15 protein-coding genes are annotated in these 17,271 nt (G+C 47.3%); 6 read left to right on the top strand and 9 right to left on the bottom strand.

Annotated features, from left to right (window positions below; genetic code table 11):
- Nucleotides 1–14 precede the first annotated feature (14 nt).
- The 6 genes from LT679_RS06415 to LT679_RS06440 all read right to left on the bottom strand — a co-directional run bounded on the left by LT679_RS06415 (nt 15) and on the right by LT679_RS06440 (nt 8,750).
- Nucleotides 15–1,496 carry a mandelate racemase/muconate lactonizing enzyme family protein gene (locus tag LT679_RS06415; RefSeq protein ID WP_232176631.1) on the bottom strand — a complete coding sequence of 494 codons (1,482 nt, stop codon included), beginning with the start codon at nt 1,494–1,496 and terminating at the stop codon, nt 15–17.
- A 21-nt stretch (nt 1,497–1,517) separates the two neighbouring features.
- Nucleotides 1,518–2,444 carry an RraA family protein gene (locus LT679_RS06420; protein WP_232176632.1) on the bottom strand — a complete coding sequence of 309 codons (927 nt, stop codon included), beginning with the start codon at nt 2,442–2,444 and terminating at the stop codon, nt 1,518–1,520.
- A 17-nt stretch (nt 2,445–2,461) separates the two neighbouring features.
- Complete coding sequence (locus LT679_RS06425) at nt 2,462–4,015, bottom strand: SusD/RagB family nutrient-binding outer membrane lipoprotein (protein WP_232176633.1); 1,554 nt, start codon at nt 4,013–4,015, stop codon at nt 2,462–2,464.
- A gap of 16 nt (nt 4,016–4,031) precedes the next feature.
- Complete coding sequence (locus LT679_RS06430; protein ID WP_232176634.1) at nt 4,032–7,151, bottom strand: SusC/RagA family TonB-linked outer membrane protein; 3,120 nt, start codon at nt 7,149–7,151, stop codon at nt 4,032–4,034.
- Between the two features lie 341 nt (nt 7,152–7,492).
- Nucleotides 7,493–7,930, bottom strand: coding sequence for a nuclear transport factor 2 family protein (locus tag LT679_RS06435; protein ID WP_232176635.1), 438 nt, complete (start codon nt 7,928–7,930; stop codon nt 7,493–7,495).
- Between the two features lie 7 nt (nt 7,931–7,937).
- A complete protein-coding gene (locus LT679_RS06440) occupies nt 7,938–8,750 on the bottom strand; it encodes an ATP-binding protein (RefSeq protein ID WP_232176636.1) in 813 nt (270 codons plus the stop codon).
- Nucleotides 8,751–8,939: 189 nt separating this feature from the next.
- Here LT679_RS06440 and LT679_RS06445 point away from each other — a divergent pair, with 189 nt between their 5' ends.
- Nucleotides 8,940–9,836: a glycerophosphodiester phosphodiesterase family protein gene (locus LT679_RS06445; protein WP_232176637.1), complete on the top strand. Its 897-nt coding sequence runs from the start codon at nt 8,940–8,942 to the stop codon at nt 9,834–9,836.
- Nucleotides 9,837–9,883: 47 nt separating this feature from the next.
- Here the strand turns inward: LT679_RS06445 and LT679_RS06450 are convergent, their stop codons facing one another.
- Nucleotides 9,884–10,192, bottom strand: a complete 309-nt coding sequence (locus LT679_RS06450; RefSeq protein WP_232176638.1) for a hypothetical protein — start codon at nt 10,190–10,192, stop codon at nt 9,884–9,886.
- A 227-nt stretch (nt 10,193–10,419) separates the two neighbouring features.
- Here LT679_RS06450 and LT679_RS06455 point away from each other — a divergent pair, with 227 nt between their 5' ends.
- Nucleotides 10,420–11,544: a sensor histidine kinase gene (locus tag LT679_RS06455; RefSeq protein WP_232176639.1), complete on the top strand. Its 1,125-nt coding sequence runs from the start codon at nt 10,420–10,422 to the stop codon at nt 11,542–11,544.
- Nucleotides 11,519–12,247 (top strand): LytR/AlgR family response regulator transcription factor, encoded by a 729-nt coding sequence (locus LT679_RS06460; protein WP_232176640.1) that lies wholly within the window; start codon nt 11,519–11,521, stop codon nt 12,245–12,247. The genes LT679_RS06455 and LT679_RS06460 overlap by 26 nt, the downstream gene beginning before the upstream one ends.
- A 42-nt stretch (nt 12,248–12,289) precedes the next feature.
- On the opposite strand, the gene LT679_RS06465 is transcribed toward LT679_RS06460, so the two are convergent.
- Nucleotides 12,290–13,702: an alpha-L-fucosidase gene (locus LT679_RS06465; protein ID WP_232176641.1), complete on the bottom strand. Its 1,413-nt coding sequence runs from the start codon at nt 13,700–13,702 to the stop codon at nt 12,290–12,292.
- Between the two features lie 203 nt (nt 13,703–13,905).
- Nucleotides 13,906–15,513: an ArnT family glycosyltransferase gene (locus LT679_RS06470; protein WP_232176642.1), complete on the bottom strand. Its 1,608-nt coding sequence runs from the start codon at nt 15,511–15,513 to the stop codon at nt 13,906–13,908.
- 183 nt (nt 15,514–15,696) lie between these two features.
- Here LT679_RS06470 and LT679_RS06475 point away from each other — a divergent pair, with 183 nt between their 5' ends.
- From LT679_RS06475 to LT679_RS06485, 3 genes are all read left to right on the top strand, one after another.
- Entirely contained in the window at nt 15,697–16,233 is a 537-nt protein-coding gene (locus tag LT679_RS06475) for an RNA polymerase sigma factor (protein WP_232176643.1), read from the top strand.
- Nucleotides 16,226–16,480: a hypothetical protein gene (locus LT679_RS06480; RefSeq protein WP_232176644.1), complete on the top strand. Its 255-nt coding sequence runs from the start codon at nt 16,226–16,228 to the stop codon at nt 16,478–16,480. Before LT679_RS06475 ends, LT679_RS06480 begins: the two co-directional genes overlap by 8 nt.
- A gap of 93 nt (nt 16,481–16,573) precedes the next feature.
- Nucleotides 16,574–17,263 carry an ATP-dependent Clp protease proteolytic subunit gene (locus LT679_RS06485; protein WP_262909257.1) on the top strand — a complete coding sequence of 230 codons (690 nt, stop codon included), beginning with the start codon at nt 16,574–16,576 and terminating at the stop codon, nt 17,261–17,263.
- Nucleotides 17,264–17,271 lie beyond the last annotated feature (8 nt).

The following is a 17,271-nucleotide window of genomic DNA, read 5'->3' on the forward strand; positions in this document are numbered from 1 at the left end:
TTTAAATTGGTTAATTAACTCCATAACCTATCCCACGATCGTTTCTCATCCCACTCCTTGGTGGGTACAAACCATGATTTATCTTTAGGGTCGAGGTGTTGTTTCAGCACATCCTCGTTAAGCTCAATACCCAGGCCCGGCGAGTCGGACACAAGGGCGAAACCTTTATCGATCAGCGGTTTTTTATCAACCGTTTTCACGTAGCTTTCCCAGTAAGGCAAATCAATATTGTGATGCTCCAACGCCAAAAAGTTTTGCGTAGCGGCAGCGCAATGCACATTGGCCATAAAAGCTACCGGCGTGCCGGCAAAGTGCATGGCCATGGCCACGCCATGTTCTTCCGCATAATCGCCTATCTTTTTGGTTTCGAGCAACCCACCCGACGATGAAAGGTCAGGGTGGATGATATCAACCGCGTGATGGTCGACCAATTTAATAAATTCTTCTTTAAGGTATATATCTTCTCCGGTTAATGTTGGCGTTTCAATGGCATTGGTGATCTCCTTCCACTGCTGGGTGTACTCCCAGGGCACCATGTCTTCCATCCAGGCCAACCGGTATGGCTCCAGTTTGCGCGCCAGCCTTATGGCGTTATTGGTATCAAAATGCCCGAAATGATCTGACGATAGCGGCACATCATACCCTACTGCGCTGCGCACCTTATCCACATACTTGGCAATTTCGTCAAGCCCTTTCTCGGTGATCTGTATCTGCGTAAAAGGGTGCTTGGTATTACCCAGCGACATGGGTTTATCATTCCACTGGCTGCCTTTCCAAAATCCGGAATTAACGGTGGTGCCGGGTATATCCTTTATCAGCTCAATACCCAGGTCCATTTTTAGCCAGGTATAACCTTTGGTAACCAGCCTGTCCTTCACCTTGGCACTGAACACGCTCATATCCTCTTCCTCGGGGGTATCGGCATAAAGCCTTACCGTATCCCGGTATTTGCCGCCCAGCAATTGGTAAGCGGGCACATTGTACGCCTTGCCTGCCAAATCCCACAGCGCCATCTCAACCGCGCAAACCCCACCCGCCTGCCTGCCGTGGAAACCGAATTGCTTAATGGCCTTAAACACCATCTCCACACTACAGGGGTTCATCCCTAAAATGCGACTTTTCAGCATCAATGCATAGCGTGGGTCGGCACCATCGCGTACCTCGCCCAGGCCATAAATACCCTGGTTGGTTTCAATACGGATGATGGGGCAACGGCCGACGGTGGTCATGGGTACGATGTACCGCATATCGGTAATCTTCAATTCCGAGGGTGAACTGTTGCGGTTAACTTTTGAGGTTGATTGCGCCAGCGTATCCTCGGCAGATGCGAACAGCATTCCACCCAGTGCCAGCCCGCCGCCCAGTGCCGACTTCTTTAAAAAATCACGCCTTGCCGAGCCCTTGTTTTCTTCGGGTTGAGTAGATGGGAGCGTTGCCTTTGCCTGTTTATCCAATTGCTTGCCATTGGCTAACAGCCTGAGTAATTCGTTTTTCATATCAATATAGGTTTAGTAGGGTTACCAGGTACTGTTTTTCATGTAATCGTCGAGTTGCTTGCGGGTCATGGGCAGTTTGCCGGGGTAGCTATTAAGCCATTTGATGAAATCATTTTTGATCTCATCCGTCCACTGGCTGTCTATCTGCCCCGGTGTGTACTTGCCCTCGCGCAGGCGCTGGTGGCCGTACTCGTCGCGCAGCACAATAAATTCAGCGGTTATCACAGCTTCTTCTGCAAGCGATGCGGGAATGAACAGCGTACCGCCGCGCTTGGCCAGCACCACATCGCCGGGCAGCACCGTAGCGCGCCCGATACGGACAGGTACATTGATACCGGCCAGCATCACTTGTTGTAAATACGATGGATCGACCGCCTTGATCCAGCCGTTAAAGCCCTTGATCTCATTCAGTCCTTCCAAATCACGCACCGAACCGTAGAACACTACGCCCCGTTTAGTTTTGGCATAGATGGAGTTGCCAAGGTTATCCCCTATCAGCGTACCATCAACCACTTTGTTAAAGCCATCGGCCACGTAGATATCGCCGTTTTTCAACACATCAATAGGCCACGAATTGGTTGGCCCAACACGGCCTTCTGCTTTGCCTTTATCCTTAATCGCCTTGTCCACATCAGGGCGTAAGGGCATGTATTGGGCAGTTACCGCGCGGCCAACCATTACACTGTCGGGATGTAGTATCATCCAATCGCCCTCAAACTGGTTTTGATAGCCCTTGCCGCGCAAAAAGCCCCAGACATCCTCAATACCCACGTTTTTAAAACGCTCCAGCACATCGTCAGCCACGCGGGGGCGGCCATCGGGTGTGCGCTCCCCCTTCCAGTCGGCGGTAAGCAGTTTTATCTGATCGGGCGTTAAGGTTACCTGCTGGGCCTGTAAATGCAGCGCCGCCAAAAGCAACGCTGCAAGTATGATGATCTTGTTTTTCATAGATAGTAATCGGTTGGTTATTCCTTGTCCCAGAACACGCGGGTGGCCAGATTATCCGGACCGTTATGCGATACGGCGGCCTGGTAGTTGGCAGCGTTTACGGTTTGCTCGCGCAGCGGATAGGTTAACCTGCGGATAAAAGCGCCCTTTACCGAGGCATCAGCCGTTGGATACGGGTTTGGCGTTAACACCGGGAACCCGCTGCGGCGAAAGTTCGCCCAGGCTTCGTTACCATTTAGGAAGGATGATACCCAGTATTGTGTATTGATCTGCTCCAAGGCATTTGCCGGGTTAAAAGGGTGTGCCAGCAGGTAAGCATTTTGCGCATCAGCGCTTATGGTTGCCGTGCCATCATACTGCGCCAGCTGATCCATGTGGGCCTTTACGCCGTTGGCATACAAAGTTGCTGCATTGCCGGTTGCCCAGCCGCGTTGCACCGCTTCAGCTAACAGCAAAGTAGTTTGCGAGTAGGTTACATAAAACTCGGGGATATCTATTTTACCCAGCGTACGGCGGTTAACCTGCGAGTACGCGTAGCCCGCGCCAAGCCGTCCCGGAAAGCCCGGCGCAGTGCTGATGGTAGACTCATTATAACCCAAAGGCATACCCAACTGGTCGGCAGGGTTGGTATTCTCGGTACCAACCGTTGCCAGCGGGTTGGCAGGCTGCGCGTATTTAACTGAGATAACACGCAGGCGCGGGTCATCTGTATCTTGCAGATACTCCACAAAAGGCGCGGCCAGGTAAATGTTACCACGCTCAGTAGCCTGAAACCAGCTACCTGTCGGACTATTAAAGGTGCTGTTAAACTGTATCAAAGCATTATCCGCGTTTGATTGCATTAGCCCGCCATTTACCGCGATGGTAACATATTGTTGCGCCTTGGCAGCATCTATTTTGCTGTAACGCATAGCGGCGCGCAGTAAAAGTGAGTTGCCCAGCTTTTTCCATTTGGGGATGTCGCCTTTATAAAACAAGTCGCCTGCCTCAATAGCTTTGCTGGCATCAAGCGCTTTGGTAGCCTCGTCAAGCTCCTTTAGTATATCATTATAAATATCCTGCTGGTTATCATATTTTGGCAAGTTGATGCCTTCCAAGTAACCTTTACCTGCTTCGGTGTAAGGCACATCGCCATAGGTATCAACCAGTATCATAAACACATAAGCCTTAAAAATTCGGGCCATGTTGTATAGGTTGCTGCGCGCAGGTTGATCTTTTAATTTATCTAAAACGGTAGTCAATAACACCACAGGCCCCGTCACTAAACCGCCTGTTGTATTGGTGGTACTACGGTACAGATAGTTAAAAGTAATGTTGGCATTCGGATCATAACTCACGTTGTGGTTACCGCCTTCCAGTACGCCGGTGTTGGGTGTTATCAGCTGTTGAACGATCATAGGCTGATAATAATAGTTAGGCAGCGCCGCGCTAAACTCGGCGTTGGAGAACAGGTAAGCCGGATCCAGATCAGCCGGAAGTACCGGGTTAACGTTGATCTCCTCAAAATTCTTTTTACAGGCGCCCAGCGTTATCACGGATGCCAGTAAAGCGATGATATATTTCTTTTTCATGATGATTTCGGGGTGGTTAGAGTTTAACATTTACGTTAATACCGTAGCTGCGCGTGGTTGGCAGCGTGTGCGATTCAATACCCTGCAGGTTATCAGATGCTGAAACGCTGGCCTGCGGATCGAGGTTATCAATGTATTTTTTGATCATCAGCACGTTGTTAACCAGCAGCGATACATTGAGGCCCTTGATAAAGGTTTTCTTCATGTACTTACTGAAATCATACCCTACCGATACGGAGCGCCACCTTACAAATGCAGCGTTGTAAATAAATGGTGTGGCTATGTTGGTGGTGCGATAGTTAGAGTAAAAAGTTTCGGCCTCAACTGCGGTGGTATTGGGCGTACCATCAGGGTTAACACCATCAAACACTACCCCACCCTCGCGGCCAACCAATGATTGCTGCGACAAGCCCTCACGCAGAAAATTAAGGTTAGAGTTTGACATGATCTTGGCACCGGCCTTAAAATCAACCTGGGTAAATACACGGAAGCCTTTATAGCGGAAGGTGTTTGTCCACCCGCCTACCCATTTAGGTATGGCGCTGCCAAAGGTGGTGAGTTCGCCGCGCTGCGGTAAACCGTTTATAGTAACAATACGACCCTGTGCGTCGCGACGATAATCAAAGCCACGCAGTGACGCCAGCGGCAAACCTACCTCGTGCGACACGGTACCAAAAAACTCGCCCGTACCTACATCAACCCGGGCTTGTCCGTTAGCCAGATCCAATACTTTTGATGCGTTGTACGATCCGTTAAAGGCGGTTTCCCAGTTAAAGCCTGTATTTTTTACAGGCACTATGGTAAGCAAAGCTTCAACACCACGGTTGCGCAGCTTGCCAATGTTTACTTTGGTTGAATTGAAACCCGACGCTACCGAAACATCTACGTTCAATATCTCATCAACGGTATTCTTCTCGTAAACCGACATATCCAGGTTAAGGCGGCTGTTAAACGTCCTGATCTCCAAACCGGCCTCCTTTTCCTTTACCTTTAAAGGTCGCAAACCTGCGTTCGGACTAATATCGCTATTGATCGACCCCAGCGCGGTACCACCAAACGGGTTAGAGTTAAGTGAATAGTATAATAAATTGGCGTAAGGGTCAGTATCGCTACCCACTTCGGCATAGGCTACACGCAGTTTACCATAATCAATCCATGATGGCATGCGCAACGCCTCGCTAAATACAAAGCTGGCACTTACTGATGGGTACAGGTAACTGTTAGTGTTGATGTTTAGGGTAGAGAACCAATCGTTACGCGCGGTGGCAGTTACATACAAAAAGTTTTTGTACGATACCTCGAACATGCCATAAACCGAGTTAACGCGCTTTTCGGCATAACTGTAATTGGGGTTTTTAACCTGCCCGTTGCTGATGGTGTACAGATCGCGCACGAAGAAATTGGTAACCGCGGTGCCCATTACATCACTTACCTGTTTCATGGCGTTGCCGCCCAGGGTCAGGTCAAAACCAAAATCTTTCACCTTTTTGTTGGCACCGATCAGGAAGTCCATATTGCGCTCCCTGAAGGTGGTTACATCCTGGTAATAATAACCATTAAAGCCGGTGGTTACCGCGCCGATGGAACGGGTGCCTGTAGGGCGGTTGTAGTTATACGGGCGGGTAAAATAATCCTGCCCTATGCGTGCTTGCAGGTACAACCAATCGGTAAACTGGTAACGCAGCGAAGCATTGCCGAATATCCGGTCGCGGTGCACATTCTCAAACCTTTGCAAGGCCACCCAGTACGGGTTGTTACGGTTGGTAAAACGCGATAGCGGCATTTCATTACCGTTGGCGTCCTTATAATTTTTCAGCCAATCAGTATTAATGCTGTTGGCCAGGGTATAAATGGTGGTGTTGGCATTCATATCCTGAATACCTATTTGCGGCGGGTTGTGGTTATACTCGTTAGAGTAGTTGGCATTTAACTGCATCGTCAACTTCGGCGTAACCTTGTAGTTGAGGCCGAGGTTAAATATCTTTTTATGATAATCGGAATTAGGCATAATGGCATTCGCATCGTTATTAGCGAACGACAAGCGGAAACTGCCCTTATCATTACCGCCGGAAATAGCCACCGAATTCGAAAAGCTCCGACCCATGCGGTAAAACTGGGATATACGATTCTTAAACGGAGAATAGGGTTGTGTAGAGCCATCAAACTGGATGGTTGGGGCGCCATCAAACCTTTCGCCAAAGCTGTGTACGCCAAAAGTTTGTGCCTCGGCAAGGGTGGTTTGGCGCTTGCCGTATTCGCCCTGGCCGTATTCGTACTGAAAATCGGTATAATCCAGTGCCTGGTCGGCCTGGTAGTTGGAATTCAGCTCGATGCCAATGCCCACCGTTTTGCTGCCTGTTTTGGTGGTGATGATAATCGCGCCATCCTTAGCCCTAAAGCCGTAAAGCGCGGCGGCGGCGGCACCTTTCAGCACCGTCATGCTTTCAATGTCATCCTGGTTGATGCTCTGCAAGCCGTCACCCTGATCAGACGAGCCGCCGGTTACGTTGCCACCGCCATTACCAGCAAAACCACCCGCGGAAACCGCGGTATTATTAATGGGAATACCGTTAACAACTATTAAAGGTGAGTTATTAGGCCCGAATGACGACTGCCCCCTGATGCGTATTTTGGTTGACCCACCCGGCCCGCCCGCAGGCGGCGTAACGTTAACGCCCGCTATTTTACCTTCCAGGCTGTTGCCTACGTTAACCGTACGGTTTACGGTAAGCAGGTCGGTATTTACGGTAGCTGTAGAGTAGCCCAGTTTTTTAGATTCGCGTTTGATGCCAAGGGCAGTTACCACAATATCGTTCAACTGGTTGGAGTTGTCGGCTAAAACAATATTGAGCACATTACCCGTGCCCACCGGCACTTCTTTAGTAGTAAAGCCAATGTACGATACCTGCAATATAGCCGAACGGTTGGGCACTCGCAGCGAGTACTTGCCATTAGCATCCGTAACGGTACCGGTGGTGGTGTTTTTTATCCGTACCGATACCCCGGCGAGCATCTCCCCTTTGGAGGTACTAACCGTTCCGGTTATCTGCACGGCCTCCTGGGCATAAATTTGCGTACAGCAGAGGCAAATGAATGCCACCAGCCAAACAATGGGTTTGTAAATTTTCAGGTTCATATTATATCAGGTTATTATTGGTTTCAATCGATTTCATATCATCAGTCAGTAAGGGCAAAGCAATGCATAGCCGCACGCCTTAAGCGATAATTAAAAAGTCTATTTTATCTGGTTTATAATCGGGAGCCTTTGCCGGGCCCGCTGCTCATCCGCAAAAACAGAATAGATGAACATGACAAATAAAGGCATTAACTGAATTACCAAAATTCAGTATCATAGCATTTTGATGTAATATGTTAACCTGAAAGTTGGCGCACCTGACCACTGACCGACAAGGCCATAAAACAGCAAAGGCACCCACAAAACGGAGTGCCTTTGCCATTTATATAGTACAGCGAATTTCAGGGTACCTTATAGGCTTGCCGGGCTAATAAAACCCATTGCTTTTTTTGCTTTTTCCAAACCAGTAATATGCCCAGCTTTACGGTGCCGGGTTTGCCACCATCCAGTATTTCTCCGTTCAGTATATGCCTTACTATGGCTACATCATTGGCAATTGTTATGGTTTGGCTGCTGGTGGTAATATTCGTAAAATCAGACTTACCGCTAACCAGGGCTTCCATAAAAGCGGCTTTATCTTCCACCTTTCCGCTGGAGTGGCCAAAGCTTAATTCGGCAGCGGTAAGTTTATTCAGCGCAGCCTTATCAGCATCAACCATCGCTTTGTAAAGCGTGTCAACCGCTGCTGCCACCTGCTTTTCGGCCGGTATTTGTGCCGATGCTGTTATGATGGACAGCCAACTAAATATTAAAATGATTACAGCGTGCTTCAGTTTCATACTAAAATCAGTTAAGTTTATAAGCGGTTACCGAGTTGCCGAAAAACGTGGGCACATAAATTATACGCTTCTTAGCGTCGTAACCAATATCGGCCGTTTTGCTTTTGCCTTCGTGCGTATCCAGCAATACCTGCTTTTTGCCATCGGGAGTAACATAATACAGGTAGCCTACCCAGGCAGTAATCAACAGGTCGCCATTACCAACAGGTTCAATACCATCGCCACCGTGTTCCAAGTCGCAAACCTTGGTCAGTTTTTTATCAGCCCCGGCCTTGTAGCAAGCATCAGATGTAAGTACGTACAGGTCGGCGCCTATGCTTTTCACGCCGTTAACACCTTTTAAAGCTGTGAGATAAACCTCTTGCTTATCCCCCTCAAATTTAAAAACACGGGCATTTTTAGGGTCAGATACATAAACAACGCCTTTATTATCAATGGTAACATCGTTCAACCCCGCGTTTTCGTCAACCAGCTTTTTTGTCACCGCACCGGTTTTCAGGTTTACTGTTACCAGCTCACTTAAATCGGCCACGTGCAGTGTGTTTTTATAAATGCCCATGCCTTTTGGGGCATTAAGCCCGGTAACAAATGCGGTGTCAATTATTTTTCCTTCGGGGGAGATCTTCGCTACGCCGCCTACCCCGTCCTTAGCGTTGGAGTTGCCGCTGATCAGCGATACATATAACACCTTGCCAGTGGGTAAAACAGATTCGGGCGTAGCTAAAACCGTATCGGTTTGCCATAGCTTTTGTACGGAATGCTGCGCCAGGGCACCGAGCGGGCTTGCCAGTAACAGCAAAAGGGCGATTTTCTTCATCATAAAGGCAGATTTGGTTTTCGTAAAGTTACAATACCCTTTCAATAGTAGTGTAACAACATTACATAAATTGGCAACACGTTAATATAGCACACAAAACAGCTAATTTACCAAAGCCGCCAGCGTTGTTAACAAAAGCTTTACATAGTAAAAAACGGTTGGTTTATACAAAAAGCGGATATTGCACGGCTTATGAAATACTTACTTTCTGTACTGTTAAGCTGTAGCCTGCTATCAGCCTTGGCACAAAAAAATACTATTGACCTGCAGGCACACCGCGGCGGCCGTGCGCTGATGCCCGAAAACTCTATTGAAGCCATGCTGCACGCTGTTGACCTGGGCGCACGGACCATGGAGCTGGATGTGGTGGTATCAAAGGACGGGCAGGTGGTAGTATCGCACGATACGTATATGAATGGCGATTTTATGCTAAAGCCTGATGGCAGCGAAATAAGCAAGGCCGAACAAAAAAGCCTGCTGCTGTACACCATGCCGTACGACAGCATTAAAAAATATGATGGCGGCACCAAAGTTCATCCGGGTTTTACCGCGCAAAAAAAAATGCGTACTTACAAACCGCTGCTCACTGAGATGATTGACGCGGTAGATAAATACACCAAAGCCAAGCACCTGAAGCCGGTTTACTACAACATCGAGATAAAATGCTCGCCAAAAGGTGACAATGTAGAGCACCCGACGCCTGATGTGATTGCCGACAAGGTAATGGCCATTGTTAAACAAAAGAATTTATTGAACCGCTGCAACATACAATCGTTTGATGAGCGCCCGCTGCAATACCTGCACGGCAAATACCCAAAAGTGGTGCTGGCCTATCTGGTATCAAACAAAAATACTTTCCAGCAAAATATAGATAAGCTGGGCTTTAAGCCGCCCATCATCAGCCCGGAATATAAACAGATTGACGCAACGTTTGTAAATGACGCGCATGCGGCAAATGTTAAGGTTATACCCTGGACGGTAAATGATGCCGAAGCCATGAAACAACTGGCCGCTATAAAGGTGGATGGTATCATATCCGACAATCCCGACATTTTGGTTGAGCTTTTCGGCAGTTATCAAAAGAACTAAAAACAACAAGCCCCGCTACTATACGGGGCATTGCTGACTTTTTTTAATTATTGTTTTGCAAGGTAGATGCTGATAAGTTCCTGATCGGCGGTATAGCTTCGCTGGTTGAGCATTACTGCCAAAATTTTGTTTAGTGCCTTTTGCACCTTTTTATCTTTAAATTTTATTTTACTGTTCACCGTTTCCTGGTATACCAGGACATTATCGTCAGTATAAAATTTTACGGTGTTTAAACGGGGCGTTTTAACATTGCTTTCAATTACCCAGTAACCACGGGTTGAATCTGCTTTGCTTTGGGCTATGCTGTTGGTAAAGGCTATAACCGTCACAGCCAGTACGAGTATTATTTTTTTCATTTTGTGATGTATTTAAATTATACATCTAAGCTACACCCTCCCGCTATCTTAATAAAGCAGTTACGATACACACAGCCTCAGGCAATACAAGCTGCTTCAAAAACATAGCAAAAGCCGTTTATCATTTTTTACCGCTGCTGATATACCGAAATCTGCTGTTTGTCATGCTCAACATGCATTTCGTCTGCTATAACTCTACGGCTCAAATGTTTGACGTAAATTAGTATATGGCAAAAGGGAAAAGCATACTGGCCATTTTGGGCAACCGGTTATTGCAGCATATATTTTTCTGGGTGGTGGTGTCATCATTTTTTGTAATGATGTATTCGTTTAAAAGCAACTGGCAAATAGCGCTGCACAACAATGTGTTTTTTATGCCGGTACACATGGCATTATTTTACGCCGTTGGCTATTGGCTTATACCCCGCTACCTGCTCTCCGGCAAATACGTTCAGTTTGCACTATTATTAATACTTACAAATTTGGTGCTGGGCCTTACCTCAAGATTGGTTGATATTTTTATAGCCTACCCTTATCTGGCCAAACATTACCTGGGCGAGTTTGGCGACCCATACAAGGGTGAGCCCCTAAGCAAGCTGTTTTTGCACCCGGTTTATTTCATCAACGCCTTTAAAAGCCTTAACCTGGTGGCCTGGTTTGGCATTGGTGTAAAGTACTTTAAAATGTGGCACGAGCGTAAGCAGGCCGCGCTCAAAGCCGAGCTTGATGCGCTGAAAGGACAGCTTCACCCGCATTTTTTGTTCAATACGCTTAACAATTTGTATTCGCTTACACTGCAAAACTCGCCCAAATCATCAAACGCGGTACTGGGCCTGTCAGAAATGCTGCGGTATATGCTGTACGAGTGCAATACCGACCTGGTGCCCTTAGGCAACGAGGTGCGTATGTTGAAGCATTATACCGACCTGGAGAAATTACGCTACGAGGAAAGGCTCGACCTTACCTTTAATATTGATGGCGACCTGAACAATTTGTATATCGCCCCTTTGTTGATACTTCCTTTTATTGAAAATACCTTTAAGCATGGCGCCAGCGAAAAGCTTGGACATAATTGGATCAACATCAATTTAACGGTGGATGGTAACGTTTTAAAATTAAAAGCGTCTAATAGTAAACCGGAGCAGGTAAAAACCGATGCGGGTAAGCACTTTGGCAACATTGGCTTGCAGAATGTAAAAAAGCGGCTTGAGCTTTTGTACCCGCAGCAGCACAACCTAAAAATTCTGGATGATGACGAAGCTTTTTTAATTGTGCTTGAACTAACGCTCACCCGGCGCGAACAAGCCCTACCTACAGCCAAACCACATGAAAATACGTACGCTTATAGTTGATGACGAACCGCTCGCGATTGAGATAATAAGCAACTACCTGGAGAACTTTAATGATGTTGAAATAGCCGGCAAATGTGGTAACGCCATACAGGCCTTCCAGCTATTGCAGCAAAAACCTGTCGACCTGATGTTTCTGGACATTAAGATGCCGGGGCTTAATGGTACCGATTTTTTGCGCAGCCTTAAAAACCGCCCTAAAACCATATTTACCACTGCCTACAGCGAATACGCGCTGGAAGGATTTGAGTTAGATGCCGTGGATTATCTGATGAAACCCGTATCGTTCGACCGTTTTTTACGTGCCATGGATAAGGTTTATCAACTACACGATAACCGCGGCACCACACGCCTGGCACACGAAACCCCGGTTGGCGACCAGGAAGCATTTTTATATATCAAGGTTGACCGCAAAACCATCAAGCTCAACATCAACGCCATTTTGTGGATTGAAAGCATACGCGATTACGTAAAGGTGGTAACCGCCGACCACGTGTACATCAGCAAACAAAAAATAAGCTTTTTGGAAGAAATGCTGCCCGATATGCACTTTGTGCGCATACACCGGTCGTTCATCGTATCATTATCAAAGATCAACTCCTTTTATGCCTACAGCCTCGAAGTGAATGGTCATGAACTCCCCATTGGCCGGAATTACAAGCAGGATGTGCAGAAGAAGTTAAAGGCGGAGCAATTGTTTTTTTAAACAAAAAAGCCCGGCTTAACCGGGCTCTACAGCAATAAATTCTTATCTTCTTTCATCAAACACCTGGAACTCGGCTATTGATGGGTTTTCTTTGTATCCTTCTATCTGGATGCGTACTTTGCTGCCCCACACACGATTGAAACGGTGGAGTTTTACACTCTCAGGGTTATCACCGTTTACTATCTGTTTCCAGGCCGCGCCGTCCCAGTATTGCAGTTTGTATTTGTTGATGTTGGCTTTTGATTCGAACACTACGATGGTGTTAAAGCTCTTGTCCTTTTTAAAATCAATCTCGAACCAGGGTTCTTTAACCCGCGGGTTTGACTGCCATGACGAATGGTAATCATCATCATTAGCAAAGTCCATAATATTCATATCATCGCTCCAGCTTGAGTTGGCCGGTGCATTAATGGCAATGTTGCTGGCAATGATCGGGTCTTCCAAAGGTGAAAGTTTGGTAGTCGCACCTTCGTTTTTCCACAGCTTGCCTACTTCTTTCAGGCTGGCGAGGGCGTTGTCATCAATCAAACCATCACGGTTTGGCGCAACGTTCAGGATAAAGTTACAGCTTGCCTCGTTCAGGGGTTTGATCAGCTCGTTAACTATTTTATGCGGCTCGCGTACCGGCACGGTCGGGAAATCCTCTTTCCAGAACCAGGCACTATTGATAGGCAAACAAGCCAGGGTTGGCATACGCTTAACATCCTTTGCCATACGCTGACCGGCACCCATTTCGTAGGTTTTAATGTCGGTGTAATACAAACCATCACCCGGATATTTGGCACCGTTTAAATCCATCACCAAACATTCAGGCTGCAATTTTTTGATCAGGTTATAAATGTCCTCAAAAGGCACGTCATCGTATGATATACGCGACCATGGGGCATCCCAACCGTCAATAATCAGCGCTTCTATTTTTCCGTATTTGGTCAAAAGCTCGGTCAATTGGGTTTTGATCATCTCAATATCCTGCGGCTCTATCTGGTGCGGGCGAATCTTATGATGGGTATCCAAAATAGAATAATAGAGCATCACCTTGAGGCCATTGGCACGGAAGGCATCCACATATTGCTTTACCACGTCCTTTTTGTACGGACTGTTCATTACGTTGTAATCGGTACTCTTGGTATCCCAAATACAAAAACCGCTGTGGTGCTTGGTGGTTAGGCATCCGTAGGTCATGTTGGCTGACTTAGCCGCCTTTGCCCACTGGTCGGCATTGAGTTTTTTAGGATTGAACAACGCAGGCGAAGCCTCCGGGTCAGGCCAGTCGGCATTCCAATACGTAGGCATATTAAAGTGGATGAACATACCGAAACGCAGGTCGACAAACTGCTGTTGCAGTTGGTTCAATTTACTGCCCGATGCACTATTACCTGTTTGCGCGCGAAGCACTACAGGCAGCATCAGCACAAAAAAAAGTGAGAGAATGGATTTTACTTTTGTGTATTGCATTTTAAGTGAGGTTAATAAAAAACCAAATTACCTGAATTGCAGCACTCCGCCATTAAGTATTTTTGGCAATTTGATAAACCCTTTTACCATCAGACTGACTCATCCCGACTCTGCTGCGCTGGTTTCCCCTCTCTACCTGCGGTAGAGAGGGGAAACAATTGTTATTATAAAGCCCTACACCTTGGGGAGGGTTGGGTGGGGTGCTATTTACCAAACGGCGGCCTGCCGGTTAACTGTTTATACAGCGGCAGATCATTACGCTCCTGCGCCGGTACATGGAATTTTTTGCAGTAGTACACCTGTAGGTGCAGTTCATCGCGGCCATTACGCGTAATGGCAATATCAGGCAGTTGCTCAACCGAATCAAAAAACGGCTTAACATCATTGTCCACATTTACCTGGTGGCGCTGGCCTATTACCACGCAATCATAACCTTTTAATTTATTGGGATCAACCAAAAAAGCCATGTTACGCGGATCGTTATTAAAACAGATGATATCCTTTTTGCCTTTCAGCGCCCAGTCAACCTTGCCGGTTAGCCACCAACGTGGCGCACCTGCAAACAGGCGGTCGTTATTAAACCAGCCTTCTTTTTCAAAGCGTTTGTAAATATCATCATAGTCGATGCCTTGTATAGTCGGGTCGTCGGTATCGCCGGCCAGGCCTACTATCCATTTAGGCCCATAACTTTGCCAAAAACCGGTAACCATGTGTAAGCTCAATACAGTAATCACAATCACCGTAAACCCGGTTGAGAACCGCAGCCAGCGGCGGGTGGAACGGGCTTGTTTAGCATCACTATTCAGGTTTTTATCGATAACATAACCCAGCGGCATAAACAACATCATATAGCCGGGAGCCTGCCAGTGAAAGTGATACTGCAGATCGGCCCAAAGGGTTACTACGGTAAAAAATATGATCGGCAAAACCGATGTCCAGAAAACGAAGCTGTAAGCGATGGAAGTATTACGCTCCTTGTACGAGCGGATGAATTGCCTGATGATGGGTACCCAAACCCAGGGCAACAGCCACAGAGCCTGTCCCCCAATGCTGCGCAAAAACCATTCGGGATGCAGTTTAAACTCGCCACCATCACCCGCGCGCGAGCCCTGAAAAACGAAGGATGCCCAATCGTTCTTATAGTTCCACCAGATAACCGGTAAGGCGATAATGAGCGTTAACAGCACTGCCAGGTATGGCCCGGGATGGCGAAGCCAGTGGCGCTGGTTTTTGTTAGCCACCACAAATAGAAACACCCCGGCAAACAGGAATAGTACGTGATATTTGCTCAGCGTAGCGAGGCCCATTAGTACTCCTACCCAAAGCCAGCCCATGTACGCGTTGCGCGATGAAGCCTGCTCCTGGTTAATATCCATTACACGGGCTATGTAGTAGGCGGCGGCCATCCAAAAGAACATGAGCGGCGCATCAGGCTGAAACCAGCAGGCAATGGCCACGGTAAATACCGCGCTCAAATTCATAATGGCAACGGCCCAGAAACCGGCTTTGGCATTAAACAACTTTCGCGACAACAAAAACAAAAACCAGCTTGTGCCTGCAAACAGTATTACCGCCGGGAAGCGGAGCGCGAATGTACTCAGCCCTAAGATTTTGATGCTTAACCAGCTCAGCCAAAAAAACAGGGGCGGCTGGTCGAAATAACTTAATTCAAGACTTAACGCGCCACGAAAATAGTACGATTCGCCAATACCCAGACCGGTGTAGGCGGCAATTAGTATACGTACAACAAAGGTTATAGCTATCAGTATCAGCGTATAGCGGGCCGCGTTTTGTTCGGTAAGCTTTTTCATTTAATGGAGCAGCAATGGTGTGATGGTGTCCTGCGTTTTAACTGCAATATTAGCAACTAATTATTAAAGTAAATGTAAAATATCCTGCTTGCAGCCCTCGGCATTTACAGCGTATATCAAATTAGTTTAAATTAGCGGGTGATAGTTGGCCGCTAACTTACACATCATACTAAAAGCGATAATATGGCAGCGTTTAATAACACAGCTCAGAACCGGGAGCAGCTTTTCAGCAAACTATATAAAAGCGCCTTCCCGGCGGTGGCGGCCTACGTTAGCAAAATGGGCGGCAGTTTTGATGAAGCCAAGGATGTTTTTCAGGATGCGCTGATAGCTTATTATGAAAAGATACTGATTAACGGCACAGTTATCAATACTACCGAAAATGGCTACCTGTTTGGTACCGCTCGCAACCTGTGGCTACAACGATATCGCACCAAAAGCCGGGAGCAGCCTTTGGAGGCACATGCTGACGATGTCACCGGTGATGACGAAGCTATCCCATCAACCAATAAACTGCTTGCCTACCTGGCCACCGCCGGCAAAAGGTGCATGGATATGCTGAAGGCCTTTTACTATGACAAGCTGGATGCGGAGGAAATAGCCACAACATTCGGCTATTCGGGCGTGCGCTCGGCAACCGTGCAAAAATATAAGTGCCTCGAAAAAGTGCGCGATACCGTTAAACAAAATGCCTTACAGTATGCGGACTTCATTGAATAACATCAAACTTACCGAGGAGTATCTCGCCGGAGAATTGCCCACCGGCGATAAGCTGCTTTTTGAAGCCCGGATGCTGCTTGACCATGATATGCTAATGAATGTAAAGGCACAGCAACAAGCCGTTGAACTGGTTAAACAATACAGCCGCGAGCAATTAAGGTTGGAGATCGATACGGTACATCAATCGCTTTTTAATAATAAACAGCATCGCACGTTCGCTAAGCGGGTGATGGATCTTTTTAAGTAAACCCACCCCAACCCTCCCAAAGGGAGGGCTTTAAATAAAAAACAGAAGTCCTCCCCCTGGGGCAGGATTTAGGAGGGGTAAACACACACCATTATGAATTACACTAACGAATTCCGCAGTTATGCGGTGGGGCACCTTCGTGCCCAAAAATCAGGGGTTGATGCTTATATCAATCACATCAACTCCATGCAGCTACCTGTGGCTACCACCCCTTACATTATGGAGGAACGGCAATTTAATGTAGCACAGATGGACGTTTTTTCGCGGTTGATGATGGACCGGATCATCTTCCTGGGCTCGGCGATTGACGATCAGACCGCTAATATTATACAGGCACAATTGCTTTTCCTGCAATCAGCCGATGCCAGGCGGGATATACAATTGTATATTAATTCACCGGGTGGCTCGGTATATGCGGGGCTGGGTATTTATGATACTATGCACTTTATATCGCCCGATGTAGCTACCATTTGTACGGGGATGGCGGCATCCATGTCGGCCATATTGTTATGTTCCGGCGCGCCGGGCAAACGTGCTGCGCTGAAACATTCGCGGGTGATGCTGCACCAGCCATCAGGCGGCGTGCAGGGCACACAGGCCGATATTGAGATAACCGCCCGCGAAATAGCCAAGATCAAAAAAGACCTGTACACCATCGTAGCCAACCACAGCGGACAAACTTACGAAAAGGTACACCAAGTATCAGACCGTGACCACTGGATGATAGCCCATGAGGCCAAAGAGTTTGGCGTGATAGATGAGATACTCGGCGAAAAAAAATAAGTGGCATC

The organism is Mucilaginibacter roseus (assembly GCF_021215455.1).
Taxonomy (GTDB): domain Bacteria; phylum Bacteroidota; class Bacteroidia; order Sphingobacteriales; family Sphingobacteriaceae; genus Mucilaginibacter; species Mucilaginibacter roseus.